Origin of the sequence: Paenirhodobacter ferrireducens (genome assembly GCF_004022265.1) — a bacterium.
Taxonomy (GTDB): Bacteria; Pseudomonadota; Alphaproteobacteria; order Rhodobacterales; family Rhodobacteraceae; genus Rhodobacter; species Rhodobacter ferrireducens.
In genome coordinates this window covers 70,879-96,802 of record NZ_SAVB01000022.1, presented here as the reverse complement: position 1 = coordinate 96,802, position 25,924 = coordinate 70,879, and the positions used below count along the sequence as shown (strand labels likewise).

At 69.3% G+C, this 25,924-nt stretch carries 28 protein-coding genes and 1 tRNA gene; 12 read left to right on the top strand and 17 right to left on the bottom strand.

The window, feature by feature from the left end:
- Complete coding sequence (locus EOW65_RS15570) at positions 1–1,452, bottom strand: ATP-dependent nuclease (protein ID WP_128150965.1); 1,452 nt, start codon at positions 1,450–1,452, stop codon at positions 1–3.
- 53 nt (positions 1,453–1,505) lie between these two features.
- Positions 1,506–2,795, bottom strand: coding sequence for a DUF3422 family protein (locus EOW65_RS15565; protein ID WP_121533339.1), 1,290 nt, complete (start codon positions 2,793–2,795; stop codon positions 1,506–1,508).
- A 215-nt stretch (positions 2,796–3,010) separates the two neighbouring features.
- Between EOW65_RS15565 and EOW65_RS15560 the strand changes: the two genes are divergently transcribed.
- From EOW65_RS15560 to EOW65_RS15540, 5 genes are all read left to right on the top strand, one after another.
- The gene (locus EOW65_RS15560; protein WP_164880120.1) at positions 3,011–3,445 is read left to right on the top strand and encodes an EF-hand domain-containing protein; all 435 of its coding nucleotides are present in this window, start codon (positions 3,011–3,013) and stop codon (positions 3,443–3,445) included.
- A gap of 33 nt (positions 3,446–3,478) precedes the next feature.
- Positions 3,479–3,790: a hypothetical protein gene (locus EOW65_RS15555; protein ID WP_128150961.1), complete on the top strand. Its 312-nt coding sequence runs from the start codon at positions 3,479–3,481 to the stop codon at positions 3,788–3,790.
- Between the two features lie 68 nt (positions 3,791–3,858).
- Entirely contained in the window at positions 3,859–4,428 is a 570-nt protein-coding gene (locus EOW65_RS15550; RefSeq protein ID WP_128150959.1) for an RNA polymerase sigma factor, read from the top strand.
- Positions 4,425–4,724 carry a hypothetical protein gene (locus EOW65_RS15545; protein WP_128150957.1) on the top strand — a complete coding sequence of 100 codons (300 nt, stop codon included), beginning with the start codon at positions 4,425–4,427 and terminating at the stop codon, positions 4,722–4,724. The genes EOW65_RS15550 and EOW65_RS15545 overlap by 4 nt, the downstream gene beginning before the upstream one ends.
- The gene (locus EOW65_RS15540; protein WP_128150955.1) at positions 4,724–5,119 is read left to right on the top strand and encodes a hypothetical protein; all 396 of its coding nucleotides are present in this window, start codon (positions 4,724–4,726) and stop codon (positions 5,117–5,119) included. The genes EOW65_RS15545 and EOW65_RS15540 overlap by 1 nt, the downstream gene beginning before the upstream one ends.
- On the opposite strand, the gene EOW65_RS15535 is transcribed toward EOW65_RS15540, so the two are convergent.
- The 6 genes from EOW65_RS15535 to EOW65_RS15515 form a co-directional block, all read right to left on the bottom strand.
- Positions 5,120–5,569: a DUF2306 domain-containing protein gene (locus EOW65_RS15535; RefSeq protein WP_276319607.1), complete on the bottom strand. Its 450-nt coding sequence runs from the start codon at positions 5,567–5,569 to the stop codon at positions 5,120–5,122.
- 18 nt (positions 5,570–5,587) lie between these two features.
- Complete coding sequence (locus EOW65_RS20020) at positions 5,588–5,728, bottom strand: hypothetical protein (RefSeq protein ID WP_164880119.1); 141 nt, start codon at positions 5,726–5,728, stop codon at positions 5,588–5,590.
- Positions 5,729–5,781: 53 nt separating this feature from the next.
- Positions 5,782–7,218 (bottom strand): NAD(P)(+) transhydrogenase (Re/Si-specific) subunit beta, encoded by a 1,437-nt coding sequence (locus tag EOW65_RS15530; RefSeq protein WP_128150951.1) that lies wholly within the window; start codon positions 7,216–7,218, stop codon positions 5,782–5,784.
- 18 nt (positions 7,219–7,236) lie between these two features.
- A complete protein-coding gene (locus EOW65_RS15525; protein WP_128150996.1) occupies positions 7,237–8,814 on the bottom strand; it encodes a Re/Si-specific NAD(P)(+) transhydrogenase subunit alpha in 1,578 nt (525 codons plus the stop codon).
- A gap of 284 nt (positions 8,815–9,098) precedes the next feature.
- Entirely contained in the window at positions 9,099–9,566 is a 468-nt protein-coding gene (locus EOW65_RS15520) for a methyltransferase family protein (protein WP_240664722.1), read from the bottom strand.
- 12 nt (positions 9,567–9,578) lie between these two features.
- On the bottom strand, positions 9,579–10,088 hold the full coding sequence (locus EOW65_RS15515; protein ID WP_128150949.1) for a hypothetical protein: 510 nt from the start codon (positions 10,086–10,088) through the stop codon (positions 9,579–9,581).
- 131 nt (positions 10,089–10,219) lie between these two features.
- Here EOW65_RS15515 and moaA point away from each other — a divergent pair, with 131 nt between their 5' ends.
- The gene (gene moaA, locus EOW65_RS15510) at positions 10,220–11,230 is read left to right on the top strand and encodes a GTP 3',8-cyclase MoaA (RefSeq protein ID WP_128150947.1); all 1,011 of its coding nucleotides are present in this window, start codon (positions 10,220–10,222) and stop codon (positions 11,228–11,230) included.
- Between the two features lie 84 nt (positions 11,231–11,314).
- The gene (locus tag EOW65_RS15505) at positions 11,315–11,722 is read left to right on the top strand and encodes a universal stress protein (RefSeq protein ID WP_128150945.1); all 408 of its coding nucleotides are present in this window, start codon (positions 11,315–11,317) and stop codon (positions 11,720–11,722) included.
- 123 nt (positions 11,723–11,845) lie between these two features.
- On the opposite strand, the gene EOW65_RS15500 is transcribed toward EOW65_RS15505, so the two are convergent.
- Together EOW65_RS15500 and dksA are read right to left on the bottom strand one after the other, a co-directional pair.
- Complete coding sequence (locus tag EOW65_RS15500; protein ID WP_128150943.1) at positions 11,846–13,024, bottom strand: FAD-dependent monooxygenase; 1,179 nt, start codon at positions 13,022–13,024, stop codon at positions 11,846–11,848.
- Positions 13,025–13,127: 103 nt separating this feature from the next.
- On the bottom strand, positions 13,128–13,550 hold the full coding sequence (gene dksA, locus EOW65_RS15495; protein WP_121533315.1) for an RNA polymerase-binding protein DksA: 423 nt from the start codon (positions 13,548–13,550) through the stop codon (positions 13,128–13,130).
- A gap of 193 nt (positions 13,551–13,743) precedes the next feature.
- Between dksA and EOW65_RS15490 the strand changes: the two genes are divergently transcribed.
- A complete protein-coding gene (locus EOW65_RS15490; protein WP_128150941.1) occupies positions 13,744–14,589 on the top strand; it encodes an AAA family ATPase in 846 nt (281 codons plus the stop codon).
- A 267-nt stretch (positions 14,590–14,856) separates the two neighbouring features.
- Positions 14,857–14,930, top strand: a tRNA-Gly gene (locus EOW65_RS15485).
- 8 nt (positions 14,931–14,938) lie between these two features.
- Here EOW65_RS15485 and EOW65_RS15480 read toward each other — a convergent pair.
- Positions 14,939–16,021, bottom strand: coding sequence for a PQQ-dependent sugar dehydrogenase (locus EOW65_RS15480; protein WP_206364084.1), 1,083 nt, complete (start codon positions 16,019–16,021; stop codon positions 14,939–14,941).
- A gap of 108 nt (positions 16,022–16,129) precedes the next feature.
- On the opposite strand from EOW65_RS15480, the gene EOW65_RS15475 reads away from it, so the two are divergent.
- Complete coding sequence (locus tag EOW65_RS15475; protein WP_128150939.1) at positions 16,130–16,480, top strand: RidA family protein; 351 nt, start codon at positions 16,130–16,132, stop codon at positions 16,478–16,480.
- Positions 16,481–16,622: 142 nt separating this feature from the next.
- Here the strand turns inward: EOW65_RS15475 and EOW65_RS15470 are convergent, their stop codons facing one another.
- Both EOW65_RS15470 and EOW65_RS15465 read right to left on the bottom strand, forming a co-directional pair.
- Complete coding sequence (locus tag EOW65_RS15470; RefSeq protein ID WP_128150937.1) at positions 16,623–17,789, bottom strand: M20 aminoacylase family protein; 1,167 nt, start codon at positions 17,787–17,789, stop codon at positions 16,623–16,625.
- A 64-nt stretch (positions 17,790–17,853) separates the two neighbouring features.
- Entirely contained in the window at positions 17,854–19,191 is a 1,338-nt protein-coding gene (locus EOW65_RS15465; protein WP_128150935.1) for an NAD(P)/FAD-dependent oxidoreductase, read from the bottom strand.
- Positions 19,192–19,345: 154 nt separating this feature from the next.
- Here EOW65_RS15465 and EOW65_RS15460 point away from each other — a divergent pair, with 154 nt between their 5' ends.
- Together EOW65_RS15460 and EOW65_RS15455 are read left to right on the top strand one after the other, a co-directional pair.
- Positions 19,346–20,128 (top strand): HAD-IIB family hydrolase, encoded by a 783-nt coding sequence (locus EOW65_RS15460; protein ID WP_240664720.1) that lies wholly within the window; start codon positions 19,346–19,348, stop codon positions 20,126–20,128.
- Positions 20,121–21,338, top strand: a complete 1,218-nt coding sequence (locus EOW65_RS15455; protein WP_128150932.1) for a glycosyltransferase family protein — start codon at positions 20,121–20,123, stop codon at positions 21,336–21,338. The genes EOW65_RS15460 and EOW65_RS15455 overlap by 8 nt, the downstream gene beginning before the upstream one ends.
- Here the strand turns inward: EOW65_RS15455 and EOW65_RS15450 are convergent.
- The 4 genes from EOW65_RS15450 to hypC all read right to left on the bottom strand — a co-directional run bounded on the left by EOW65_RS15450 (position 21,335) and on the right by hypC (position 25,924).
- The gene (locus tag EOW65_RS15450; protein WP_128150930.1) at positions 21,335–23,119 is read right to left on the bottom strand and encodes a sugar phosphorylase; all 1,785 of its coding nucleotides are present in this window, start codon (positions 23,117–23,119) and stop codon (positions 21,335–21,337) included. The two genes, EOW65_RS15455 and EOW65_RS15450, sit on opposite strands and share 4 nt — an antisense overlap.
- Positions 23,120–23,236: 117 nt before the next feature.
- Positions 23,237–24,259, bottom strand: coding sequence for a hydrogenase expression/formation protein HypE (gene hypE, locus EOW65_RS15445; RefSeq protein WP_128150928.1), 1,023 nt, complete (start codon positions 24,257–24,259; stop codon positions 23,237–23,239).
- A 241-nt stretch (positions 24,260–24,500) separates the two neighbouring features.
- Positions 24,501–25,637 (bottom strand): hydrogenase formation protein HypD, encoded by a 1,137-nt coding sequence (hypD, locus tag EOW65_RS15440; protein WP_128150926.1) that lies wholly within the window; start codon positions 25,635–25,637, stop codon positions 24,501–24,503.
- Positions 25,634–25,924, bottom strand: coding sequence for a HypC/HybG/HupF family hydrogenase formation chaperone (hypC, locus tag EOW65_RS15435; RefSeq protein WP_121533299.1), 291 nt, complete (start codon positions 25,922–25,924; stop codon positions 25,634–25,636). The genes hypD and hypC overlap by 4 nt, the downstream gene beginning before the upstream one ends.

Sequence of the window (25,924 nt, the reverse complement as noted above, 5' to 3'; positions counted from 1 at the left end):
TCAGATCAGCAGCGCGTCGACACGCTCCGCAATCTGCGCGAAGGGGGCCGGGCTCGCCACGCCCCAGCGGCCGGCGGGCGTACGGTCATCGCCCAGAGTGATCGCCAGCACACATTGGAGGACCGCCTGCTCGAACAGCCATTTCTCGGGCCAGTCCGCGCCGGGCAGGAAATCGAGATGATCCCGCGCCCAGTCCCGGATCCTCGCCTGTTCCGCCTCGGCCGAATGGCCGCCGTCGCACAGATTCGCCACGCCCGAGCAGAAGCTGTCCGCGGTGCTGCGCCGATCGCCATCGGGCAGGCACAGGCATTGCCGCCGCCCCTCGAGATAGCGCGCGGCCATCACCCTTTGCAGGCTGCTGTGCGAGCCGATCGGCAGGATCCGCACCCGCTCCCGCTGCGCGAGGCTGAGGCTTGCCTGAACGATCGCCTCGGCCACCTCGTCCTCGACGAGGATGTCAAGCTTGCGCGGATCGCTGCGCCCCATCCGGCCGCAGGCATAATCGGCCGAGATCCCGGGAAAGGCCCGCGTGTCCTCCCCCACGGCCTCGATGAAGACCCGCCCCTCGGGCGGCAGCGCGGCGAGGATCTCGTAGGCATGGGTGGTGCAGATCACCTGGCACTTGCGTTCAAGACACAGCTCTTTCAGCACCTCGATCAGCCGTTTCCGGGCGCGCTCGTGCAGGCCCAGCTCGATCTCGTCGATGACGAGCAGACAGCCCGGCCCGGCGGCGAAAAGCGTGATGAGGATCTCGAACACCGCGCTTTCCCCTGCCCCCATGTTGAATCCCGAATAGCGCAGCGCCCCCGATTGCACCCGCGGCAGGGTGTAGCGGCGATGTTCGAGGCTTTCGAAGGCGTCGTAATGCTTGCCGAGGATCCGCCCCGCGAGTTCGGCAATGCGGGCGCTGTCCGCGGCGGCGACGCCCGGCGGCCGGAAGCTGGCGCGATAGGACTTGTGCGTGCTGCGCTCGTAATAGGGCACGACCCGCTGCACCCCGAAATAGATGACGTTGCGCCTCACGCGCCCTTGGTAGTTGTTCCACTTTCCACCTTCGCGCTTGGTGCGAGACTGACCCGCAATTCCCGGCTCGCGCCCGCGCCAGCGATCATGCCGAAACGCATAATCGATCCGAATTCCTTCTGGCCCGATCTCTCCGGCGGACTGCACGAAGAAATCGCTGAAAGTATAGTAGTTCACCTTTCGACTTGGCGGGCGAAAACCGTCGGCAGCATTGTGAAAGGCACAGGCCGCCATCGCGAGCAGCGTCGACTTGCCCGATCCGTTCGCCCCGGCGATGGCGAGGATCGGATAGCCGATCTCAAGCCGGAACGGCGCCAGCCCGCGCATCCGGCCGCGCGCCAGCTCGATCGCGACCAGCGACTGCCGCGTGTTATCGTTGGTGAACCAGGTCAGATTCTTCTGATCAATCTCTGAAAGAACATATGGCATGACGCCCCCGCAATGCGGGAAGTATCGGCGGCAGGCCGTGTCCCGGCAAGGGCCTAGTGCCCGCCAAAGCCCTTGCGGATGCGCCGCACCATCAGCCAGACGCCGATGATGACAAGCGGCGTCAGCCCGGCCACCGCCATCTCCTTCGACACGCCATAATGCTTGGCGAGCGGATAGCTCAGATAGCCCGCAAGGCTGACCGCGTAATAGCTGATCGCCACCACCGACAGCCCCTCGACCGTGTGTTGCAACTGCAGCTGCACGTCGGCGCGCCGGTCCATGCTTTCCAGAAGCTTCTGGTTCTGCCCCTGCCGCTCGACCTCGACCCGGGTGCGCAACAGCTCGCCCGCGCGCTCGGCCCGCTCGATCATCGCATTCAGCCGCGCCTCGGCCGATTTCACCGTGCGCATCGCCGGATCATAGCGGCGCAGCATGAATTCCGAGAATTTCTGCCGCCCCTCGAAGCGGCTCTCGCGCAGCACCATCACCCGTTCCTTGACGATCGCCTCATAGGCCCCCGTCGCGCCGAAGCGGAAGGAATGGGCGACGGCGAGCCCCTCGAGCTCGGCCGAGATCGCCAGCAGCCGGTCGAGCTGCTCCTCGGCGGGGTGGCTGTCGTCGCTCATCCCCTCGACCAGCGCCTCGAGCTCGGGGTCGAGCGCGTTGAGCCGCTGCGTCAGGCTGCGCGCCCGGCCAAGGCCCAGCATCGACATCGCGCGATAGGTCTCGAGCTCGCAGATCCGCTGCACGACGCGGCCGATCCGCCCGGGCCCGGTGCCCGGCCGCACGAAGACGGCAAAGCGCATCTGCCCGTTCGCGTCGATGCGGAAGTCGGTCGCCACCGCCGCGGCCCCGTCGAGCACCCAGGCACAGACCATGCTTTCGTGCACGAACCAGTCATCGAGCGCGGGCATGATCGCGTCCGGGTCCTCGGGCAGGAACTCGATGCGGATCATCACCGCGGCGATGCGCTTGCCCGGCGCCTGCGACAGCCAGTCGGCCGGGAAGACCTCGGTGTCGTTCGGGTCGAAGGGCCGCGCGGCGACACCCGGCGCATGGGCGAGATAGGTCACGAACTCGGTGTGGCTTTCCCATTTCAGGGTATAGCGGCCGATCTCGCCGGTATGGTGGGTGACATCGGCGGGCGGCAGCGGCGCGCCGTTGCGCTCGAGCAGCGCGCACAGATGCGCGTGATCGCGCCTGCGGTCTCGGTTCGCGGCATCGCGCGGTTCCTTCACCGCGGCATAGACCACATGGGCCGGCGCCGCGATGCGCGGAAAGGGGCGCGCATGCAGCTCGTTCACCAGCGCATAGCGCAGCGGATGGTCGTCGATCGGGGTCATGCTGCCTCCGGTGCGGTCAGGGCCGAGGCTTTCCCCCTTACCGCGAATCGCCCCACAGGCAAAGAAAAAATGCCGCGATACCAGATGTTTATCGGCATACAACGGTATGCAGGTTGCGCCTCCGCATGCCGCGGCACGGAAAAATCACGCGGCAGGCGTAGGGAATGGCGCCGCGCCGCGTATCCCCTTGCATGACATCGAAAGGGAGACCCGCGATGAAACCAGCCCTGCCCCTGCGCACCCTGCCCGCGATCGCGCTTGCCGCGACACTCGGCCCGGCGCTTGCCTGCGCCGCTGGCACCACGAGCCCGGGCTTTGCCGCGCTCGACCGCGACGGCAACGGCGCGATCAGCCGCGCCGAGTTCCTCGAGCTGCGCAAGGCGATGTTCGCACGCATCGACGCCGACGGCTCGGGCACGATCACCCGCGCCGAGCTCGACGCCGCCCGGGCGAAGCTGCCGCAAGGCAGCAGCCGCCGCGGCGAGGACCGGATCTGGGCGCAGGATGCGAACCGCGACGGCAAGCTGACACTCGCCGAATACACCGCCCAGACCCGCGGCTTCGACATGGCCGACCGCAATGGCGACGGCGTGCTGAGCCCGGCCGAATTCGAGCGCGTCGCGCGCTTCCTCGGCCAGCTGCCGCGCTGATACCGCCCCTCATCTCCGTCGAAAGGACAGATCATGAAACGTCTTGCCACCCCCCTTCTCGCCCTTGCCCTCGCGCTGCCCGCCACTGCCCCGGTCGCGCAGGCGCAAAGCGTCACCGTCACCGGGTCGAACGGCGGCACGATCCAGCGCGACCGCGACTGCACCCGGTCCGCGGGCACGGCGCGCTGCACCGTCACCGGCACCGCGACCGGCCCGAACGGGCAGATCGCCACGCGCGAGCGGGTGCGCACCACCACCGCCGGCAGCTCGAGCACCACGGTCACCGGCACCGGGCCGCAGGGCAGCACCACCTATCGTGCGCGCCGCATCATCGTGACGCGCTGAGGGGATGCGCCCGCCCCGCCCCGCGGCTAGGCTGCGGCGGGCGGGGCGCAGGGGGCGCGCAGGCGGCAATGGAACGCGGCGAGGAAGCACAGGCACTGATGGCGGCGCTCGCGCGCGGCGAGCGTGCGGCGCTTGCGCGCCTGATCGCCCTGTACGGGCCCGGGGTGCAGCGCTTCATCGCGGCCCAGCTCGGCTCGCGCAGCGAGGCCGAGGATATCGCGCAGGAGGTCTTTCTGCGGGTCTGGGCGCAGGCGGGTCGCTATGACCCGGCAAAGGGCGCGGTCAGCAGCTGGATCTGGCGCATCGCGCTGAACCTGTGCATCGACCGACGCCGGCGGCTTGGCTGGCGGCGCTTCCTCGGCCTCGAGGCGGCGCCCGAGACGGCGGACGAGGCACCCGATGCCGAGGCGGTGCTCGACGGCCGGCAGCGGCTCGCGCAGACCCGCGCGGCGCTCGCCCGCCTGCCCGAACGGCAACGCGCGGCGCTTTTGCTGCGCGCGGCCGGCGGGCTCGCCACGGCCGAGATCGCGGCCGCGCTCGGGGTCAGCCCGGGGGCGGCGGAACAGCTTCTGGTGCGGGGCCGCGCGGGGTTGCGCGCGCAGCTTGGCCCCGGATCCCGGGAGGAGGAGAAAGGATGACGCAGATGGATGACGACGACCTCGATCGCGACCTGTCGGCGCTGCTGGCCGAAGAGCCCGCCGATGCGGCGGCGCTCTCGCGCCGGGTGCTGACCCGGCTCGCGACGCCCGCGCCCGCGGGCGCCGCGGGGCTTGCCGAGGTGCTGGCCCTGCCCGGCCCGGCGCTTGGTCTCTTCGGCGGGATGATGGCGGCGGCGATGGCGCTTGGCTATCTGCTGCTGCCGGTGATGGGCGGCGAGGGCTGGGTCACGCTCGGCCTCTTCGGCGATGTTCTCGGCGTGACGGGAGGGTTCTGATGACACTCAAACGCGACAAGGGGCGGATCGCGCTGATTGCGGTGCTGGCGGTCTCGCTTCTGGGCAATGCGCTGGCGGCCGGCGCTGTGCTGCGCTTTCGCGCGCTGCAGAGCGAGCTGCTCGGCCCCGCGGCGGAGCAGGCGCTTTTCCCGCGCGCGGTGCGGCGCGACCTGCGTGCGGCGCTGCGCGAGAATGCCGAGACCCTGCGCCCGGCCCTGCACCGGCTGGCCGAGGATCGCGCCGCGGTCGTCGCGGCCGGCATGGCGCAGCCCTTCGACCGCGCCGCGCTCGATGCCGCGATGACGAAATTCCGCACCGACGCGGACGCGGGCATCGGGGTGCTGCAACAGGTGATCGGTGACCGGCTCGAGGCGCGGGCCGCAGCGCAGAAGTGATCACGCGAGGCGCAGGCGTCGCATGGGCCGCAGCAGAAGGACGGCGACGGCGACAAGATTGACGACAGCCCCAAGCGCCGAGCCGGGCACGAAGACCCGCTCCAGCGGCAGCCCCGCCATCATCCCCGCAAGGATGAACCAGCGCGCCGAAGCGACCGACAGGCCAAGCGCAAGGGCGAGGATCATCGCCGCGCGATGGAGCCCGAACGCACGGCGGCGCGCTGCCACGACCCCGAGGACGAGACTGGCCAGGAAAGCCAGAACCAGAGCCGCGGTGCCAGCATGTGCGAGCGGCCCCCCAAGCCCGGGCAGTGCCCGCACGAGGGGCCAGACCATGGCCCCCGAAACCAGCCCGGACAGCACGAAGAGACGCCCGCGCCAGCGATGCACGCCCCCCTTGCGGGACAGAAATTGCAGCGGTCCGAGCAGCAGGAAGACCAGCGCGGGCAGCAGGTGCAGCGTGGTCAGCTAGGGGTGGTGCAGATAACGCAGATCGCCCCCCGCGCCGCCCCAGACATGCACCAGCCGCGCCAGCGTATTCCAGAGCAGGGGCAGGCACAACAGATACAGCGCAGCAGTCGGGGCCGCGGTCGGGAAAAATCTGTTCATCGCAAAGGGGCCAATGAAAAAGCCCCGCCGAAGCGGGGCTTTCTGTGGTTTCGTCAGCGCAGAAGCTGCAGCAGTTCCTCGACGGACTTCTTGGCGTCGCCATAGAACATCCGCGTGTTCTCCTTGTAGAACAGCGGGTTCTCGATGCCGGAATAGCCCGTGCCCTGACCGCGCTTCGACACGAAGACCTGCTTCGCCTTCCACACTTCCAGCACCGGCATGCCGGCGATCGGCGAGTTCGGGTCTTCCTGGGCCGCCGGGTTCACGATGTCGTTCGAGCCGATCACGATCACCACGTCGGTTTCCGGGAAGTCGTCGTTGATCTCGTCCATCTCCATGACGATGTCGTAGGGCACCTTCGCCTCGGCCAGCAGCACGTTCATGTGCCCCGGCAGACGGCCCGCGACCGGGTGGATCGCGAAGCGGACGTTCTTGCCCTTGCCACGCAGGATCGAGGTCAGTTCCGACACTGCCACCTGCGCCTGCGCCACGGCCATGCCATAGCCCGGCACGATGACCACGCTGTCGGCGTCGCTCAGCGCGTCGGCCACACCCTGCGCGTCGATCGCCACCTGCTCGCCCGTCACTTCCATCGCCGGGCCCGTCGCGCCGCCGAAGCCGCCGAGGATCACCGAGATGAACGAACGGTTCATCGCCTTGCACATGATGTAGGACAGGATCGCACCCGAGGAGCCGACCAGCGCGCCGGTCACGATCAAGAGATCGTTGCCGAGCGAGAAGCCGATCGCCGCCGCGGCCCAGCCCGAGTAGCTGTTCAGCATCGACACCACCACCGGCATGTCGGCGCCGCCGATGCCCATGATCAGATGATAGCCGATGAAGAAGGCGAGCAGCGTCATCACGATCAGCGCCCAGGCCCCTGCCCCGTTCATGAAGGCGATGAGCATGGCGAGCGACAAGAGCGCCGCACCCGCGTTCAGCATGTGGCCGCCCGGCAGCTTCTTCGCCTTGCCGTCGACCTTGCCGGCAAGCTTGCCGAAGGCGACGACCGAGCCGGTGAAGGTGACGGCGCCGATGAAGACGCCGAGGAACAGCTCGACGCGCAGGATGTTCAGCTCGACCGCCGACTTGTGCGCGACAAGCGCCGCAAAGCCGGTGAGCGCCTCGCGCGCGGCCGCGTCCATGGCGCCGACCCGCGCCATCTCGAGATAGGCGTTATAGCCGATGAAGACGGCAGCCAGACCCACGAAGCTGTGCAGCGCCGCGACGAGCTGCGGCATCTCGGTCATCTCGACCGTCTTCGCCACATACCAGCCGAGCACCGCACCACCCGCGAGCATCAGCGCGATCACCCAGCCATGGCCCATGCCCGGGCCGAAGACCGTGGCGATGACGGCCAGCGCCATGCCGGTGATGCCGTACCACACGGCGCGCTTCGCGCTCTCCTGCCCCGACAGGCCACCGAGCGAGAGGATGAACAGAACGGCTGCAGCGATATAGGCAGCCTGAACGATACCGATGGAAAACATCTCAGTCCCTCCCCCCGATCACGATTTCTGGAACATGGCGAGCATCCGCCGGGTGACGAGGAAGCCGCCGACGATGTTGACCGTGGCGATCAGCACCGAGAGCGCGGCAAGGACGACGACGAGCCAGCTGCCCGAACCGACCTGCAGCAGCGCGCCGAGGATGACGATGCCCGAGATCGCGTTCGTCACCGCCATCAGCGGCGTGTGCAGCGAATGCGACACGTTCCAGATCACCTGGAAACCGACGAAGCAGCTCAGCGCGAAGACGACGAAGTGCGACATGAACGAGGCCGGCGCGACCGTGCCCACGAGCAGCAGCAGCGCCGTGCCCACGGCCAGCAGCGTCACCTGCTGGCGCGTCGCCTTGCGGAAGGCCGCCTTCTCGGCCGCCTTGCGTTCCTCGGGGGTCGGCTCCTTGGCCTTCTCCTTCGGCTTGTGCGCGGCGATCGCCTTGATCTTCGGCGGCGGCGGCGGGAAGGTCACCGCGCCCTCGAAGGCCACGGTGGCGCCGCGGATCACGTCGTCTTCCATGTTGTGGACGATGACGCCATCCTTGCCGGGCGTGAGATCGGTGATCATGTGGCGGATGTTGGTCGCGTAAAGCTGCGAGGCCTGCGTCGCCATCCGCGAGGGGAAGTCGTTGTAGCCGATGATGGTGACGCCGTTCTCCGAGACGATCTTCTCGCCCGGCACGGTCAGGTCACAGTTGCCGCCACGTTCCGCCGCAAGGTCGACGACGACCGAGCCGCGCTTCATCGCCGCGACCATGTCGGCGAGCCACAGCTTCGGCGCGTCGCGGCCCGGGATCAGCGCCGTGGTGATGACGATGTCCATGTCGGGGGCAAGCTCGCGGAACTTCTTCAGCTGCGCTTCGCGGAACTCGGGGCTCGAGGGCGCGGCATAGCCGCCCGCCGCAGCGCCGTCCTGCGTCTTCTCCTCGAAGTCGAGGTAGACGAATTCGGCGCCCATCGATTCGATCTGCTCGGCCACTTCGGGACGGACGTCGAAGGCATAGGTGATCGCGCCGAGCGCGGTCGTCGTGCCGATCGCGGCCAGACCCGCGACGCCGGCGCCGACGATCAGCACCTTGGCCGGCGGCACCTTGCCCGCCGCCGTCACCTGACCGGTGAAGAAGCGGCCGAAGTTGTTCGCGGCCTCCATCACGGCGCGATAGCCCGCGATGTTCGCCATCGAGCTGAGCGCGTCCATCTTCTGCGCCCGCGAGATCCGCGGCACCATGTCCATCGCGATGAAGTTCGCGCCGGTTTCCTTCGCCAGTTCAAGGCGATCGGGGTGCTGGCCGGGGTAGAAGAACGAGATGACGGTCTGCCCCTTGCGCAGCCAGCCGTGTTCCTCGTCGGTGACCAGCGGGCGCACCTTGACGATGAAATCGACCTCGGCGAAAAGCTCCGCCACGGTCGGGATCACGGTGACCCCGGCCTTGCGATAGGCCTCGTCCGAGAAACCGGCGGCGTCGCCCGCCCCGGCCTCGATGAAACAGGTATGCCCCAGTTTTTGCAGCTGCAGCGCGGAATCGGGGGTCATCGCGACGCGCGATTCCCCCTCGAACGTCTCTCTCGGAGCGCCGATCTTCACGTGTTTCTCTCCCATGATTGCCCCCGGACCAATTTCAGCCGGGGGACACAAACGTGGCAAAATCTCCTTAGCACCGCGCAATAAAGTTTCACAAGTCGCGGAGACGGAGAAATCCTTGGAAAATGGTCGCACCTGCGGCACGACGAAACAGTATACCTTTGAATACCGTTTGATCTGGAATTTTTTCATTCCGGATCAATGAATTGCCCCGTTCATCTACACATGCCTCGGGTCGCGGACGCAAGCACCGGCCCGGAGCGTCGCGGCGTGACGTTGCGGCGGGGTCACAGCCAGCGGCGGGTGCGGGCGCAATAGGCCCTGTAGTCGGCGCCGAAGGCCGCGCCGATCCAGGCCTCCTCGGCGCGGATGAAGCGGCGCGCGATGAAGGCCATGAAGACCGGCACCAGCGGCAGCGCGAGGCTTGCGCCCCACCACAGGTCAAGCCCGGCAAGCACGATCGCGTCAGCCAGATAGATCGGGTTGCGCGAGAGCGCGAAGACGCCGCCGGTGACCAGCGCGGCAGGCCGCCGACGCGGAATGACCGTAGTGCGGTGCAGCGCCATCTGTGCGGCAGCGGCCACCATCAGCAGGAGCCCCGCGCCGATCAGACCGCCGCCAAGCGCCCGCCCGAAGGGCAGCGGCAGCGGCGCGAGCCGGCCGATCGCCCAGCTCGCCAGAGCGAAAAGCGCCAGCCACAGCGGCGGGATGTCCACCTCATGCAGCAGCTCGGCAGGCGATCGGTGGCGCACCATGCCCCTGCCCGCTCAGCTGCGCCAGACGACGATCTGCGCGAGATCGGAGGGCGCAAAGCCCAGAAGCCGCAGCGCCGCAAGCGAGATCTGCGAGCCGGCGTTGCGGTCGCCGACCAGCGGCAGGAGATCGACCTGCACCGAGGCGCCGGTCTTCGGATCCTCGATCCGGCCCTTGCCCGGGGCCTCGACCAGCGGCGTGCGGATCCAGAATCCGGTCGCCGTCGGATCGCCGAGGCCCGCCACAGTGGTGCCAAGCCGCATCTCGCCCGGGATCGCCACGACGCCATTTGCGGCGATATGCGCGGCGGAAGTCGTGGTCGCCGATTCGGGCACACCCGATTGCGGCATCGAGCCCGGCATCGGCCCGGCCTGCGGCAGCGGTGCGACATCGACCGTGCCCGGATCGGGCAGCGCCCCGGTCGCGGCCGCAGCGGTGTCGGCCGGCTTGCGCTCGTCCTTGCCCCCGCCACATCCCGCCAGCGCGATCGCCAGAACCGTGATCGCCACACCCGTCCGATTCATGCCTGCCTCCGCACAGAAATCGGGCGCAGACTAGGGGGTGGCGGGACGCACTGCAACAGGGGCACGGCATCGCGCACGCGGATGTGCATGCGCGCTTGCCGGGCTGGGCCGCGCGCCCTATCTGGGCGCGCATGGAAACCGCGCCCCTCATCGACCCTTTCGCACGACCGATCACCTATCTTCGGGTGTCAGTCACCGATCGATGCGACTTTCGCTGCAGCTACTGCATGGCCGAGCACATGCAGTTCCTGCCGAAGAAGGAACTGCTGACGCTCGAGGAGCTCGACCGGCTGTGTTCCGGCTTCATCGGGCTCGGCGTGCGCAAGCTGCGGGTGACCGGGGGCGAGCCGCTGGTGCGGCGCGGCATCCTTGGCTTCTTCACCGCAATGGCACGGCATCTGGAGACCGGCGCGCTCGACGAGCTGACGCTGACCACGAACGGCTCGCAGCTTGCCCGCTTCGCCGACGACCTTGCCGCGCTCGGGGTACGGCGGGTGAATGTCTCGCTCGACACGCTCGATGCGACGAAATTCGCCGAGATCACCCGCTGGGGCCGCCTCGCTCCGGTGCTTGAGGGGATCCGCGCCGCGACCCGAGCGGGGATGCGGGTGAAGATCAACACCGTGGCACTGAAGGGCTTCAACGAGGACGAGCTCTTCGCCCTGGTCGACTGGTGCGGCGCCGAGGGCCACGACCTGACCTTCATCGAGGTGATGCCGATGGGCGAGATGGGCGAGGAACAGCGGCTCGAGCAATACTGGCCGCTGACCGACCTGCGCGCGCGGCTGGCCGAGCGTTTCACCGTCTCCGAGACCGGGGAGCGCTCGGGCGGGCCGGCGCGCTATGTGCGGCTGACCGAGACCGGCCAGCGCATCGGCTTCATCACCCCGCTCAGTCACAATTTCTGCGAAAGCTGCAACCGGGTGCGGGTGACCTGCACGGGCGAGCTGTTCATGTGTCTGGGTCAGGAGGACAGCGCCGATCTTCGCGCGCCGCTGCGCGCCTGCCCGGACGAGGACGCGCCGCTCGTGGCGGCGATCCGCGCCGCGATCGGGCGCAAGCCGAAGGGGCACGATTTCGACTATTCACGCGCCCATGTTTCGGGTCAGATGAGCCGTCACATGAGTCACACCGGCGGCTGAGCCGCGGCGTGGCGTCCTGACCCAGATCAAGGCGCGCGGGCAAGGGAGAGTCCAGTCTCGCGCCGGACCAAAGGAGAATTCTCGATGTATTCCAACATCATCGTCCCCCTCGCCTTCGACGAGGACCACAATCCCGATACCGCGCTGAACGTGGCGCGCACGCTCGCGTCGGACGGCGCGCGGATCACCCTCGTGCATGTCATGGCCGATGTGCCGGGCTATGCCATCTCCTACATGCCCGAGGGCTATGGCGCCGAGCTGCGCAAGACCCTGCAAGATCAGCTGGACGGGCTTGCCGGCGATTTCGAGGCCGGCGCCGGTGTGATCCGTCAGGGCAATGCGGCGAACGAGATCCTCGATCTCGCCGAGGAGATCAAGGCCGACTGCATCGTGATCGCCTCGCACCGGCCGGGCTTTGGCGATTACCTGATCGGCTCGACCGCCGCGCGTGTGGTGCGCCATGCGCCCTGCTCGGTGATGGTGCTGCGCTGAGGCGACGAGAGAGGGGGCGCTGCCCCCTCTTTTGCCTGACGGCAAAATTCACCCCCGAGGTATTTCGGGCAAGGCGAAAGCAGGGAACACAGGCAAGCGGGTGCCGGGAAAGCGGGGGCGGGCTCAGGCGCCCGCACCGCCGGTGACATCGTGGCCGTAGACCCAGTCGAAGCGGCCAAGCAGCTTGCCCGGCACCAGCGTCGAGAGGGTGCGGATACCCAGATGCCCCACCGTGCGGGTCAGCCCCGAGAGGTGGTAATTGCGGGCGTTGCGGTTTGCCGCCTCGACGATGCGGGTGCAGCGCGGCGCGCGCGCGGCCTGATAGGCGGCGAGCGCGGCACTGTCCTCGGTGTGCTGCGCCAGCATCTCGGCCAGCACCCAGGCATCCTCCATCGCCATCACCGCGCCCTGCGCGAGGAAAGGCAACGTGGGATGGGCGGCATCGCCCAGCAGCACCGCGCCCTCGCCCCACCAGCGCCCGGCGACCGGGTGGCGGAAGAGACCCCACAGCCCCGGCGCCTCGACCTGTGCAAGCCAGTCCTGCACCTGCGGGCAGAATTCCTCGAAGGCCGCGCGCAACGTCAGCGGATCGTCGGTGAGGCTCCAGCTTTCCTCGACCCAGCGGCGGCGCTCCTCGACCGCGACGATGTTGCGCAACCCGCGACCAAGCGGATAGCTGACCAGATGCTTGCCCGCGCCCATGAAGACCTGCGCCACCTTCGGCGCGGCGTCGTCGCAGGGCACCAGTGCGCGCCAGGCGACCTGATGGGTGAAGAAGGGGGCGACCGCGCCATTCAGCGCCGCGCGGACCTTCGAATGCAACCCGTCGGCACCGATCAGCAGGTCGGTCTCGATCTCGGTGCCCTGCGCGGTGGTCAGCCGCGGCGCACGACCGGCGGCGAGATCGACGGTCTCGATCTTCTGCAGCAGGCGGATCTGCACGCCCGCCGCGCGCGCGCCCTCGGCCAGCAGCTCGATCAGCCGCGCGCGGTGCAGGAAGCGGTATTCGGCGCCCGGCCGCAGCCGTGCGAGGTCAAGCCGCGCCACGCGCGAGGCCGTCTCGCCGTCGATCAGCTCGACCGCCTCGGCGCGCGGGCCCGCGGCCTCGAAGGCCTCGCCAAGGCCGAGCGCACGCAGCACCCGCGCCCCGTTCGGCGAGATCTGCAGCCCCGCCCCCACCTCGCGGATCGCCTCGGCCTGTTCGAGAACGGTGACCTCGGCGCCGCGCAGCGCCAGGGCGCGCGCCACGGTAAGCCCCGCCACACCGGCCCCCAGCACGGTGATCCTGCGTCCGATCAGCATGGTTCCTCCAGAAACGACTGCACCGGCACCATCGGGGTGCCGGTGCGAGCTGTCCTTGCGCGACATCAAATCCGGGGCACCCCGCCGCCGGGACCCGCCGCGATCAATCGTCGCGATGCACGCGCTCGCGCCGCTCGTGGCGCTCCTGCGCCTCGAGCGTCATCGTCGCGATCGGGCGCGCATCGAGCCGTTTCAGGCTGATCGGCTCGCCCGTCATCTCGCAATAGCCGTATTCGCCATTGTCGATCCGCCGCAGCGCCGCGTCGATCTTCGCCACCAGCTTGCGCTGCCGGTCACGGGTGCGCAGCTCGAGCGCGCGATCGGTCTCTTCGCTCGCGCGGTCGGCGAGGTCGGGCACGTTGCGCGCCGATTCCGCCAGGCCTTCAAGCGTTTCCGCGGATTGTTCGAGGAGCTCGTGCTTCCATGCCTGCAGCTTGCGGCGGAAGTATTCGAGCTGCCGTTCATTCATGAACGGTTCGTCCTCGGCGGGGCGATAGTCATCCGGTAGAAAGATTTCGGCCTTCATTTCTGCCCTCACTCTTCTGCCGTCCCGCAAGTCCGGCAGATTCCCTGCCCAAAATTCATGGCGCGCTCATACCGCAACGCCGTTGGGATGTCACGCCCCCGTTTTCACCCCGCCTCTTCCGCCCCACCGGTTGCGGCGCGCCCCGCGCACCGCTAGGCTCCGCTCCCGTGCCCACAGCCAGCGGAGTTCGCCCGTGCGTTTCCAGTCGACCGACAGCTACGTCGCCCCCGAAGACCTGATCGTCGCGGTCAATGCCGCCGTGGCGCTAGAACGGCCGCTGCTGGTGAAGGGCGAGCCCGGCACCGGCAAGACCGAGCTGGCGAAACAGGTGGCGCAAAGCCTGGGTCTGCCGATGCTCGAGTGGAACATCAAGTCGACGACGCGCGCGCAGCAGGGGCTTTACGAATACGACGCCGTCAGCCGGCTGCGCGACAGCCAGCTGGGCGAGGCGCGGGTGGCGGATGTGCGCAACTACATCCGCAAGGGCAAGCTGTGGCAAGCCTTCGAGGCCGAGGGCAAGGTCGTGCTGCTGATCGACGAGATCGACAAGGCCGACATCGAGTTCCCGAACGACCTGCTGCAGGAACTCGACAAGATGGAGTTCCACGTCTACGAGACCGGCGAGACAGTGCGGGCGCGCCATCGCCCGGTGGTGATCATCACCTCGAACAACGAGAAGGAACTGCCCGACGCCTTCCTGCGCCGCTGCTTCTTCCACTACATCAAGTTCCCCGAGGCCGAGACGCTGAAGGCGATCGTGCGGGTGCATTTCCCGGGCATCAAGGAGGCGCTGCTGACCGCCGCGCTGACGCAGTTCTACGAGATCCGCGAGACGCCCGGGCTGAAGAAGAAGCCCTCGACCTCCGAGGTGCTCGACTGGCTGAAGCTGCTGCTGGCCGAGGATCTGGCGCCCGGGGACCTGAAGAAGGACGGCGCGACCCTGCTGCCGAAGCTGCACGGCGCGCTCTTGAAGAACGAGCAGGACGTGCATCTGTTCGAGCGGCTGGCCTTCATGGCGCGCCGCCAGCCCGGGCGCTGAGCGGGTCACGCGGGCTTTCGCACGAGCCGCCGCAAGGGGGGCGCTGCCCCCCTCGGCCTGCGGCCTCACCCCCCGGGATATTTGCAGCAATTGGAAGCACAGGACCACTCTCGTCTTCCAATTGCCCCAAATATCCCGGGGGTGAATTTTTCGAAGGAAAAGAGGGGGCAGCGCTCCCTGCCTTCCGCCCCGGGCCGGGCCGTGAAAATCCCGCGCAAGGCCGCTTGACGGCGCCGGGCACTTGGCTTAGGTCTGCGCCTGCACCATGCGGGTATGATGTAATGGTAGCCTGTCAGCTTCCCAAGCTGAACGCGCGGGTTCGATTCCCGCTACCCGCTCCAGCCCCCTTTCAGTTCGGAACCAGACGGTAAAGCGCGCCCTCCTCGGCATCGCTGATGATCCAGACATGGCCAGCGCCGTCGACCGCCACGTCGCGCACCCGCATGCCGAGATCCCAGCGGTCGAGCTGGCGCGTGCCATCGGGCGCGACGCGCACCAGCCCCTCGCCGCGCAGCGCGCCGATCAGCAGCGACCCCGTCCAGTCGGGAAAGTCGTGCCCGGCATAGACCGCAAGCCCGGCGGGCGCGATCACCGGTGTCCACCACAGCACCGGTGCGGCCAGATCGGGGCGGGTGTCGTGGTCCGGGATCGGCCAGCCGGAATAGTGATCGCCATTCGAGACGAGCGGCCAGCCATAGTTCCGCCCGGGCTCGATCCGGTTCAGCTCGTCGCCGCCGCGCGGGCCCATCTCGTGCTCCCACAGCGTGCCGTCGGGCGCGAAGGCGAGGCCATAGGGGTTGCGATGCCCCTCGCTCCAGGTCGCGGCGCGGGTCGGGTTGCCGGTGAAGGGATTGCCCGGCGCGGGCTGCCCCTCGGGCGTCAGGCGCAGGATCTTGCCGCGCGGATTATCGGGCTGCTGTGCGGTGTCGGGCTGCATCCTGTCGCCCACCGACAGATAGACCATCCCGTCCGGGCCGAAGGCGATGATGCCGCCGGGCTGACCCTCGCCGCCCGGGCTCTGACGCCAGAGCGGGGCGAGCTCGGTCAGGCGGTTGCCCGCGAGCCGCGCGCGGGCGAGCGTGAGCGCGTTGTTTTCCGCGACATAGCTGAGGAAGACCCGCCGGGTGGTGACGAAATCGGGTGCGGCGGCGATGTCGAGAAGGCCGATCTGCCCCTCGTGGCGCACCGCCGGCACCCCGCGGATCGCTTCCGCCTGCCCATGCGAGACCCGCCACAGTTCCCCCGCCTTGCCGGTGACGAGCAGATCGCCGCCGGGGAGTGGCGCGATCGCCCAGGGCAGCGCCAGCGGCACCACCCGTTCGAGCCGGAACGGCGCTTCGGTGCGCGCCGGCAGGCCCCCCATGTTGCCCGCCTCCTGCGCCGGTGCCGCGCCGGTCATCAGCAGCACTGCCACGATCCATCCGCGCCGCATCATCCCCTCCGTTTTGGCGCAGTCTGGCACGGCGGGCCGCGCTTTGCACCCTTCCCCTTGGCCCTGCCCGCCGCTATCACGCAGAGACCACAACCACAGGAGGGCCCGATGGCCGGGATCGAACGCATCGAATGCGGCGCGCGGATGAGCGGCGCCGTCGTCTACAACGGGCTTGTCTGGCTGGCAGGCCAGGTCGGCACCCCGGGCGCCAGCGTCACCGAGCAGACGAAAGATGCGCTGGCCGAGGTCGACCGGCTGCTGGCGCTGGCCGGTTCGGACAAGACCCGGATCCTCAGCGCGCAGATCTGGCTCGCCGACATGGCCGATTTCGCCGAGATGAACGCGGTCTGGGATGCCTGGGTGCCGCAGGGCGCGACGCCCGCCCGCGCGACCGGCGAGGCGAAGCTGGCCGCGCCCGAGTATCGCGTCGAGGTGATCGTCACCGCCGCGCAGGCCTGAGCCGGTCGAGGGGGCGCTGCCCCCTCGCGCCTCTGGCGCTCACCCCCGGGAGATTTGTTGCGATTGGAAGCGGAAAGGGAGCTTTCGCCTTCGGTCGCGGCAGATCGGCCGGGGGCTTTCTTTCGGGTAAGGCGCGGCACCGTCAGGCGAGCGGCATCCGCGCCTCGATCATCCCCGCATACCAGCTTGCGCCGAAGCAGATCGCCTCGTCGTTGAACTCGTAGCCGGGGTGGTGGAGGATCGCGCTGTCACCATTGCCGACGAAGATATAGGCGCCCGGTCGCGCGTTCAGCATGTAGCTGAAATCCTCGGCCGCCATCTGCGGCGGGAAGTCGGTGTCGACCGTGCCCGCGACCGATTGCGCGACGGCGATGGCGGCGCGGGTGGGCTCGGGTGCGTTCACGGTCGCCGGATAGCCCGGCATCCAGTCGAGCGCAGCCGTCGCCCCCGCCGCCTCGGCGGTCAGCGTGGCGATGCGGCGCAGCTGCGCCTCGGCCGCCACGCGCAGATCGGGGTCAAGGGTGCGCAGCGTGCCGCGCAGCTCGGCCGTCTGCGGGATCACGTTATAGGCCCCCGTCCCCGCCCGCAGCGTGCAGATCGACAGCACCACGGGCGACAGCGGGTCAGTCAGCCGCGAGGCCACCGTCTGCAGCGCGACGACGATCTGGCTGGCGACCAGCACCGGATCGACCGCCTGATGCGGTTTCGCGGCATGGCCGCCGCGGCCGGTCACGGTGATGCGGAACTGGTCGCAGGCCGCCATCACCGCCCCCTCGCGGATCGCGAAGGTGCCGAGCGGCACACCGGGCCAGTTGTGCATGCCATAGATCTCGTCGATGCCGAAACGCTCCATCAGCCCGTCGCGCACCATCTCGTCGCCGCCGCCGCCGCCCTCCTCGGCGGGCTGGAAGACCAGCACCGCGGTGCCGTCGAAGGCGCGGGTCTCGGCCAGGTATTTTGCCGCACCGAGCAACATCGCCATGTGACCGTCATGGCCACAGGCGTGCATCTTGCCGGGCGTGGTCGAGGCATGGGGCAGGCCCGTCTCCTCCTCGATCGGCAGCGCGTCCATGTCGGCGCGCAGCCCGATCGCCCGGCCCCGGCTGTCGGTGCGGCCGCGGATCACCGCGACGACACCGGTGCGGCCGATCCCCTCGACCACCTCGTCGACCCCGAAGCCGCGCAGCAGCCCCGCCACCCGGCCCGCGGTGCGCGGCAGGTCGAACATCAGCTCGGGGTGGGCGTGGAAATCGCGCCGCCAGTCGATGATCTCGGGCAGCAGTTCGGCGAAACGGTTCTTCACGGGCATCGGGCACCTCCAGACGCGCCAGCCTGCGGCAGAAGCGGCGCGCCGGCAAGCCCCTGACGCGCCGTCAGAAGGTCGGGCCGAGATCCATCTTCGTGCCGTCCGAAAAGCGGGCGAAACGGAAGCGGCGCAGGTCGTGACCGGTGTCGCGGTCAAGCATCCGCGCCGCCATCACCCGCCCGATCGCCGGGCCGATGCCGAAGCCATGCCCCGAGAGCCCGGTGGCGATGAAGAGCCCGGGCACCGGGCTTTCGTCAAGCACCGGCACGGTGTCGGGCATCACGTCGATCATCCCGGCCCAGGACCGGATCAGCCGCGGCACGCCGAGCGCCGGGAAGGCCCGGGCAAAGCCCGCCTGCACCTCCTTCAGCCGCGCCAGGTTCGGCGCGGGATCGAGGATGCGCAGCCGCTCGAACGGGCTCTCCTCCTCCTCGCTCCAGTGCCGCGGCGTCGTCCAGCCGTCGGGCCAGCCGCGCCCCGGCGCCCAGGGGCGCAGCCGGGTCTTCGCGCCGTCGCGGCGGAGCTGCGGGAGATAGCGGGCGAGGTTCCGAAACGCGTCGGGGCCGATGTAGAAATCGTGCCAGGTGCCGGAGGCGAGGGTGTAGCCGCCGTCAACCCGGCGCCGCCAGGCGAAGATCTCGTCGGTGGCCGAGACCTGCGCCACCTCGGGCAGCGGTTCGGTCTGCGCGACGGTCGAGCGCACCGCAAGCTGCGGCAGCCGCACCCCCTCGCGCGCGGCAAAAAGCGACGACCAGGCGCCGCCGGCCAGAAGCACCTGCGGCGCGGCGATCCGACCCAGTTCCGTCACCACGCCGATCACCCGCCCGCCGGCACGGTCAAGCGCGCGCACCGCGCAATTCTCGACGATCTCGACCCCCGCGGCGACGGCGAGGCGGGCAAGCAGCGGCACCGCCACCCAGGGCTCGGCGCGCGCGTCGGACGGCGTGATCAGCCCCGCCGCCCAGCCCGCGGTTGCAGAGAGCCCCGACAGCTCGGCACGCGACATCAGCCGGCTTTCAAGCCCGTGCTCTGCCGCCAGCCGCACCCAGGCCTCGTAGCCTGCAGCCGATTTCGGATCATGCGAGAGATAGGCGACACCTGCGCGGCGAAAGCCAAGCTCGGGGCCGAGCTGCGCCGCGAATCCCTGCCACAGATCGAGCGCCTCGAGCATCAGCGGCAGCTCGGCCGGGTCGCGGCCCTGGGCGCGGATCCAGCCCCAGTTGCGGCTCGACTGTTCGCCCGCGATGCGGCCCTTCTCGCACAGCACGACGCGTTGCCCTGCCTGCGCGAGATAATAGGCCGCCATCACCCCGGCGATGCCGCCCCCGATCACCACGACGTCGGCCTGTGCCGGCGGCGGGCCCGGGTAGACGATGCGCTCCGCCTCGGAAATCACGAATGCCATCTGTGCCCCCTGCTGTGCCGCCCCGAAGCTCGCGCCGCCGCCCGCCGGCGTCAAGCCCGATGCCGCGGCGCGGCGTTATCTGTCGCGCGCAGTCCACAGCGGGTTGGCAGGTGGGGCCCGGGCCGCTAGGCTTTCCCCAGACGAAAGGATCCGAGTGAAACTTCTGATCTTCAGCGACCTCGACGGCACCCTGCTCGATCACGCAAGTTACGATTTCGCCCCGGCGCGGCCGCTGCTCGCCTGGCTTGCGGCGCGCGCCGTTCCGGTGGTGCTGGCCTCCTCGAAGACCGGGGCGGAGATTGCCGGCTGGCAGGCGCGGATGGGGCTCGGGCGCTGGCCCGCGATCATCGAGAACGGCGCGGCGCTGCTCGATGGGGCCCCCGACGATACGGGCTATCGCGCGATCCGCGCGGCGCTTGATGCCCTGCCCGTCCAGCTGCGCGCGCCGTTTCGCGGCTTTGGCGACATGAGCGCGGCGGAGGTGGCGGCAGTGACCGGGTTGCCGCCCGACGAGGCAGCGCTCGCGAAGCGGCGCGCCCATTCCGAGCCGGGGCAGTGGTCGGGGACCGAGGCGGAGGCCGAGGCCTTTCTGGCCGCCCTTGCGCCGCAGGGGATTTCCGCACGCCGTGGCGGGCGGTTCCTGACGCTGTCGCAGGGCGGCACCAAGGCCGGTCGGATGGCGGAGCTGATCGCCCGTTTCCGGCCGGACCTGACCATCGCGCTTGGCGATGCGCCGAACGACGCCGAGATGATCGCAGCCGCCGACCGCGGCGTCATCGTGCGCAACGATGCCGGCACGCCCCTGCCCCGCCTCGCGGGCGAGGACAGCGGCCGCATCCTGCGCACCACCCGCTCCGGGCCCGACGGCTGGGTCGAGGGGCTGACCCGGATCCTGCGCCAGACCGGGATCGACACGACAGGAGAGGCCCATGGCTGACTTTCACCAGAACGGCAATATCGCGCAGTTCCACGACCTGCGCACCCGGCCGCTCGAGGAACTCGAATACCGGCTCGAGACCTTCGCCCAGACCCGCAAGATCAGCCTGATCCTGCCCTCGCTCTTTTCCGAGCTGGAGGGGCCGGCGCTGGCGAACATCCTCGATGAACTCTCGAAGGTGAAATACCTGCACCGCGTCATCATCGGCCTCGACCGCGCCAATGCCGCGCAATTCGCCGAGGCGAAGCGCTTCTTCGCGCGGCTGCCGCAGAACCATGTGGTGATCTGGAACGACGGGCCGCGGGTGCGGGGGGTGATGGACCGGCTGGCAGAGCTGGGCATCGGCCCGATCGAGCCGGGCAAGGGCCGCAACGTCTGGGGCTGCATCGGCTATCTGATCGCCTGCGCCGACAGCGCGGTGATGGCAATCCACGATTGCGACATCACCACCTACGAGCGCGGGATGCTGTCGCGCCTTGTCTATCCGGTGGCGCATCCGCAGCTGCCCTATCACCTGTCGAAGGGGTTCTATCCGCGCATCGGCAACGGCCGGCTGGGCGGGCGGGTGACGCGCAACCTCGTCAGCCCGCTGCTGATCTCGCTGAAGAAGGTGGTGGGAGACCGCGACTACATCGACTACCTGCGCGCCTTCCGCTATCCGCTCTCGGGCGAATTCGCGATGCGCACCGCGACGCTGCCGGACCTGCGGCTGCCCTCGGACTGGGGGCTCGAGATCGGGGTGCTGTCGGAGGCCTGGCGCAACATGGGCCCGCGCGCCGTGTGTCAGGTCGAGATCGCCGACACCTATGACCACAAGCATCAGGACCTGTCGCAGGAAGACGCGCAGACCGGGCTCAACCGGATGTCGATGGACATCTGCAAGGCGATCTTCCGCAAGCTCGCCGCCGATGGCACGGTGTTCTCCTCGAACATCTTCCGCACGCTGAAGGCCACCTATTACCGCCGCGCGCTCGACATGCTCGAGGTCTATTCGCATGACGCGATGATGAACGGGCTCGCGTTCGACCGCCACGCCGAGGAAAAGTCGATCGCGCTGTTCGCCGAGAACATCTCGAACGCCGGGCAGGTGTTCCTCGACACGCCGCAGGAACAGCCCTTCATCCCGAACTGGAACCTCGTCCATGCCGCCGATCCTGGCCTGATGGCCGATTTCCGCGCCGCCGTCGCCGCCGATCAGGCCGAGGCCTAGAGGGTGTTGGACAGCCAGCGGCACTGATAGGGGGCGAAGGCAATCGTGCCGTCGGGGTCGATCGCCTCGCCCGAGAGCAGGTCGTGCCAGTCCTCGTCGGCGATCAGGTTCAGCGCGAAGGCGTCGATCACCACCGTCTCGGCCGAGACATTGTGCAGCGCGAAGATCGACTGCGCGCGGTCGAGCGACTGCCGCCAGATGCACAGCAGCCGGTCGTCGGGCGCCAGCGTCAGCTGCGTCGCATTCGGGTGGAACCCGGACTGGCGCGCGCGAATGCGCAACCGGCGCTTCATCTCGGCCATCACCCGTGCCGTGGCGCTTGACGGGTCATCGAGCCGCGCCCGCAGCTCGGGGTAATTCCAGCGGTGGCGGTTGATCGCCCGGTTCATGCCGCGCCGCGCCACCGCCTCGTGGTCGTTTTCCGTCGCCGTGAAGGAATGGATATAAAAGGCCGGGATCCCCTCGAGCGACATCACGATGGTCTGCGAGCACAGGAAGCGCGCGACCTTGTCGCCCTCCTCGCCGGCAAAGGTGCGCCCCATCGCGTCGAAATAGCTGCAGTTGATCTCGTAGGGCGCCTCGCCGCCGCCCGGCAGCGCCCGCATCGAGACCAGCCCGCCATTGCCGCGCACGCAATCGATCATCGCCGCGATCTCCTCGGGCGGCAGGATACCCTCGACCGGGCGCATGCCGATGCCGTCGTGGCTCGCGGTGAAGTTGAAATAGGCGCAGCCCAGCGGCGCCGGCGGCATCGCCCGCAGCCAGCGCCGCAGATGCCGCACATTGCCCGACAGCATCGCGTGCAGCACGAGCGGCGGCAGCGGGAACTGATAGACCATATGCGCCTCGTCGCGCCGCCCGAAATAGCTCAGGTTCTCGGCCTTGGGCACATTCGTCTCGGTGAGCAGGATCACCTTCTCGGTCGCGTAATCGGCAAGCAGCCGCATCAGCTTCACGATCGCATGGGTCTGCGGCATGTGGATCGAGGGCGTGCCCGGCGCCTTCCACAGGAAGGCCACCGCATCAAGCCGGATGATCCGCACGCCTTCGTCGATATGCAGCCGCAGGATCCGCAGGATTTCCAGCAGCACCTCGGGGTTGCGGAAATCGAGATCGACCTGATCGTGGCTGAAGGTGCACCAGACATGGCGCGGCCCCATCGCCGTCGTCACCGCGCGCAGAAGCGGCGAGGTGCGCGGCCGCACGACCGCGCTCAGATCGTCCTCGGGCAAGGCCTCCATGAAGAAGCGGTCATAGGGCGGCTGGCCCTGACGATAGGCGGTGAACCAGGCGCCCTGCGACGAGACATGGTTCAGCACCATGTCCGACATCAGGCTGAAGGCCGCGCCGATGCGGCGAATGTCGGCCCAGTCTCCGAGCGCGGGATCGACCTTGCGGTAATCGGTCACCGCGAAACCGTCGTCCGAGGTATAGGGGAAGAAGGGCAGGACATGAACGCCGTCGACCACCCCGGTCATCTCGCGCAACAGGAAGTCGTGCAGCAGATCAAGCGGCTTATGCGCGCCGTCCTCGATCGAGTTGCCATAGGTGATGACGATCGCGTCGCGCTCCGACCACAGGTTGTTCGAGGGCCGGCGCGGCCTTTGCCTCCGCCCCCGTCCCTCAGGCCAGAAGGCTGCGATCACCGCGCGGGCAAGATCTTCCGTGTCGCGGGCGGGATAGATCTGCTGCAGCAGGTCGCGCAGATGGGTCTGCAGCGGCGCATGTCCGGCGGGCCTGTCGATCGCTCGGGTCCTCCTGTGGCGTGGCGGTTGCCCCATCAGAGCAAGGCCCGGCACGAAGGTAAAGCCCCGAAGCGGCCTCGGCGCCGCCTGCCCCGCGCCTGCCCGCCCGGGCGGCAAGTCCCGGGCAGCGCTGCCAGTTTTCGCGCCGCGCGCTTAGCAGATGCGCGGCAGCTGCTCGCCCACCAGCATGTCGACGATCCGCGCCCCGCCGAAGGCCGTGCGCATCCGCACCTGTCCCGGGTGCGCCGCAACCGCCGCGCCGATGATGCAGGCCCCCTGCCCCTCGGGCCGCAACCGCATCGCGGCAAGCGCCGCCCCGGCCTCGGCCTCGGGCACGAAGACGACCAGCCGCCCCTCGTTCGCCAGATACAGCGGATCGAGCCCGAGGATCTCGCACATGCCCGAGACTTCGGGCCGCAGCGGCAATGCCTCTTCCGAGATCTCGATGCCGCAGCCCGCCGCCCCCGCGATCTCGTTCAGCGCCGAGGCAAGCCCGCCCCGCGTGAGGTCGCGCGCCGCCCGCGCCCCGGGCGCCGCCGCCAGCACCGCCTCCATCAGATGGCCAAGCGCCGCGCAATCGCTCTCGAGCGCGGTCGAAAGCGCCAGATCGCCGCGCGCCGCAAGGATCGTCGCGCCGTGATCGCCCAGCACCCCGTTCACCAGCCCGACATCGCCCGGCCGCACCCGGCCCGCGCCCATCTCGCGCCCGGGCGGCACCACACCGACCCCCGCGGTGGTGACGAAAACCCGGTCGCAGGCGCCGCGCCCGACGACCTTGGTGTCGCCAGTGACGATCCGCACGCCGGCCGCCTCGGCCTCGCGCGCCATGGTGGCGACGATGCGGCGCAAGAGCGCGATCTCGGTCCCCTCCTCGATCACGAAGGCGGCCGAGAGCCACAGCGGCCGCGCGCCGCTCACCGCCAGATCATTCACCGTGCCGCAGACGGCGAGCTTGCCGATGTCGCCGCCCGGAAACTCGAGCGGCGTCACCACGAAGCCGTCGGTGGTGAAGGCGAGCCGCGCACCGGGCTCGGCCAGCGCCGCCGCGCTCAGCTGCGCCGCATCCTCCATCCCGGGCGGCTCGAAGACGGCGGTGAAGACCTCCTCGATCAGATCGCGCATCGCCGTGCCGCCACCACCATGGGCCAGCGTCACCCGTTCATCCCGCAATGCCATGTCATCTTGCTCCAAATACCTCGGGGGTCCGGGGGCAGCGCCCCCGGCGGGGGGGGGGGGGGGCCCCCCCCCCCCCGCCCCCCCCCCCCCCCCCCCCCCCCCCCCCGCCCCCCCCCCCCCCCCCCCCCCCCCCCCCCCCCCCCCCCCCCCCCCCCCCCCCCCCCCCCCCCCCCCCCCCCCCCCCCCCCCCCCCCCCCCCCCCCCCCCCCCCCCCCGGGTCGGGGGCGTCACGCCCCCGAACTCACTCCGCCGCCGCCCGCGCCCCGCCATATTGCCAATAGGCCGCACAGGCGCCCTCGCTCGACACCATGAGCGCGCCCAAGGGCATCTCGGGGGTGCAGCCGCGGCCGAACTGCGGGCACTGCACCGGCTTCATCCGCCCGGTCATCACCGCCCCGCAGGCGCAACCCTCCGGATCGGCAAGCTCGGTGCGCACGCCGGCATAGCCCACACCGAATTTCTCCTCGGCGTCGAAGGCCCTGTAGGCCGGCCGGATGCGCAGCCCCGAGGCGTCGATCTCGCCCAGCCCCCGCCACTCGAAGGACGGCCGCTTCTCATAGACATCGGCGATCGCGGCAAGGCTGACGGCATTGCCATGCTCGGGCACGACGCGGGCATATTGGTTCTCGACCTCGGCCCGCCCCTCGGCGATCTGGCGCAGCACCATCATCACCGATTGCAGCAGGTCGGTGGGCTCGAACCCGGCGACCACGATCGGCTTGTGATAGTCGCGCGCGATGAAGTCGTAAGGGTGGACGCCGATCACCATGCTGACATGCCCGGGCCCGATGAAGCCATCGAGCCGCATGTCGGGGTCGTCAAGCAGCGCCTTGATCGGCTCGGGCACGGTGATGTGGTTGCAGAAGACCGAGAAATTCGCCAGCCCCTCGCGCGCCGCCTGCTGGATCGCCAGCGCGGTCGAGGGCGTCGTCGTCTCGAAACCAAGGCCGAAGAAGACGACCTCGCGCTCGGGGTTGCGGCGGGCAAGCTCCAGCGCGTCGAGCGGCGAATAGACCATGCGGATGTCGGCCCCCGCCGCCTTCGCCTGCAACAGCGAGCGTTTCGAGCCCGGCACCCGCATCGCATCGCCGAAGGTGGTGAAGATCACCCCGGACTTCTCGGCGATCTCGATGCATTCGTCGACACGCGCGCGCGGCAGCACGCAGACCGGGCAGCCCGGGCCATGCACGAACTCGACCCCCTCGTGCACCAGCTTGTCGAGCCCGTAGCGGAAGATCGAATGGGTGTGGCCGCCGCAGATCTCCATGATCGCGACGGGCTTCTCGCGAGTCGCGCCGATCCGGTCGGCCAGTTGTGCGATCTCGGCCAGCAGCGCCTTCGCGGCCTTCGGGTCGCGGAATTCGGAGGCGAATTTCATGCCCGTCCCTCCAGCGCCGCGTCACCCTCGGCCATCTGCGCCAGCGCCTCCTGCGCCTCGCCCAGATCGTGGAGCGCGGCCAAGGTCTTTGCCGCCTCCTCCTCGTCGATCAGGCTCATCGCGAAGCCCACATGAATGAGCGCCCAGCGGCCGAGCAGATCCTCGAGCGGCCCCTCGGCCACGCAGGCCACGTTCACCTCGCGCCGCACCCCTGACACGTCGGCCATCGCCATCAGCCGCCCCGCATCGGTGATCGCCACGATCTGTCCCGGAATCCCAAGGCACAT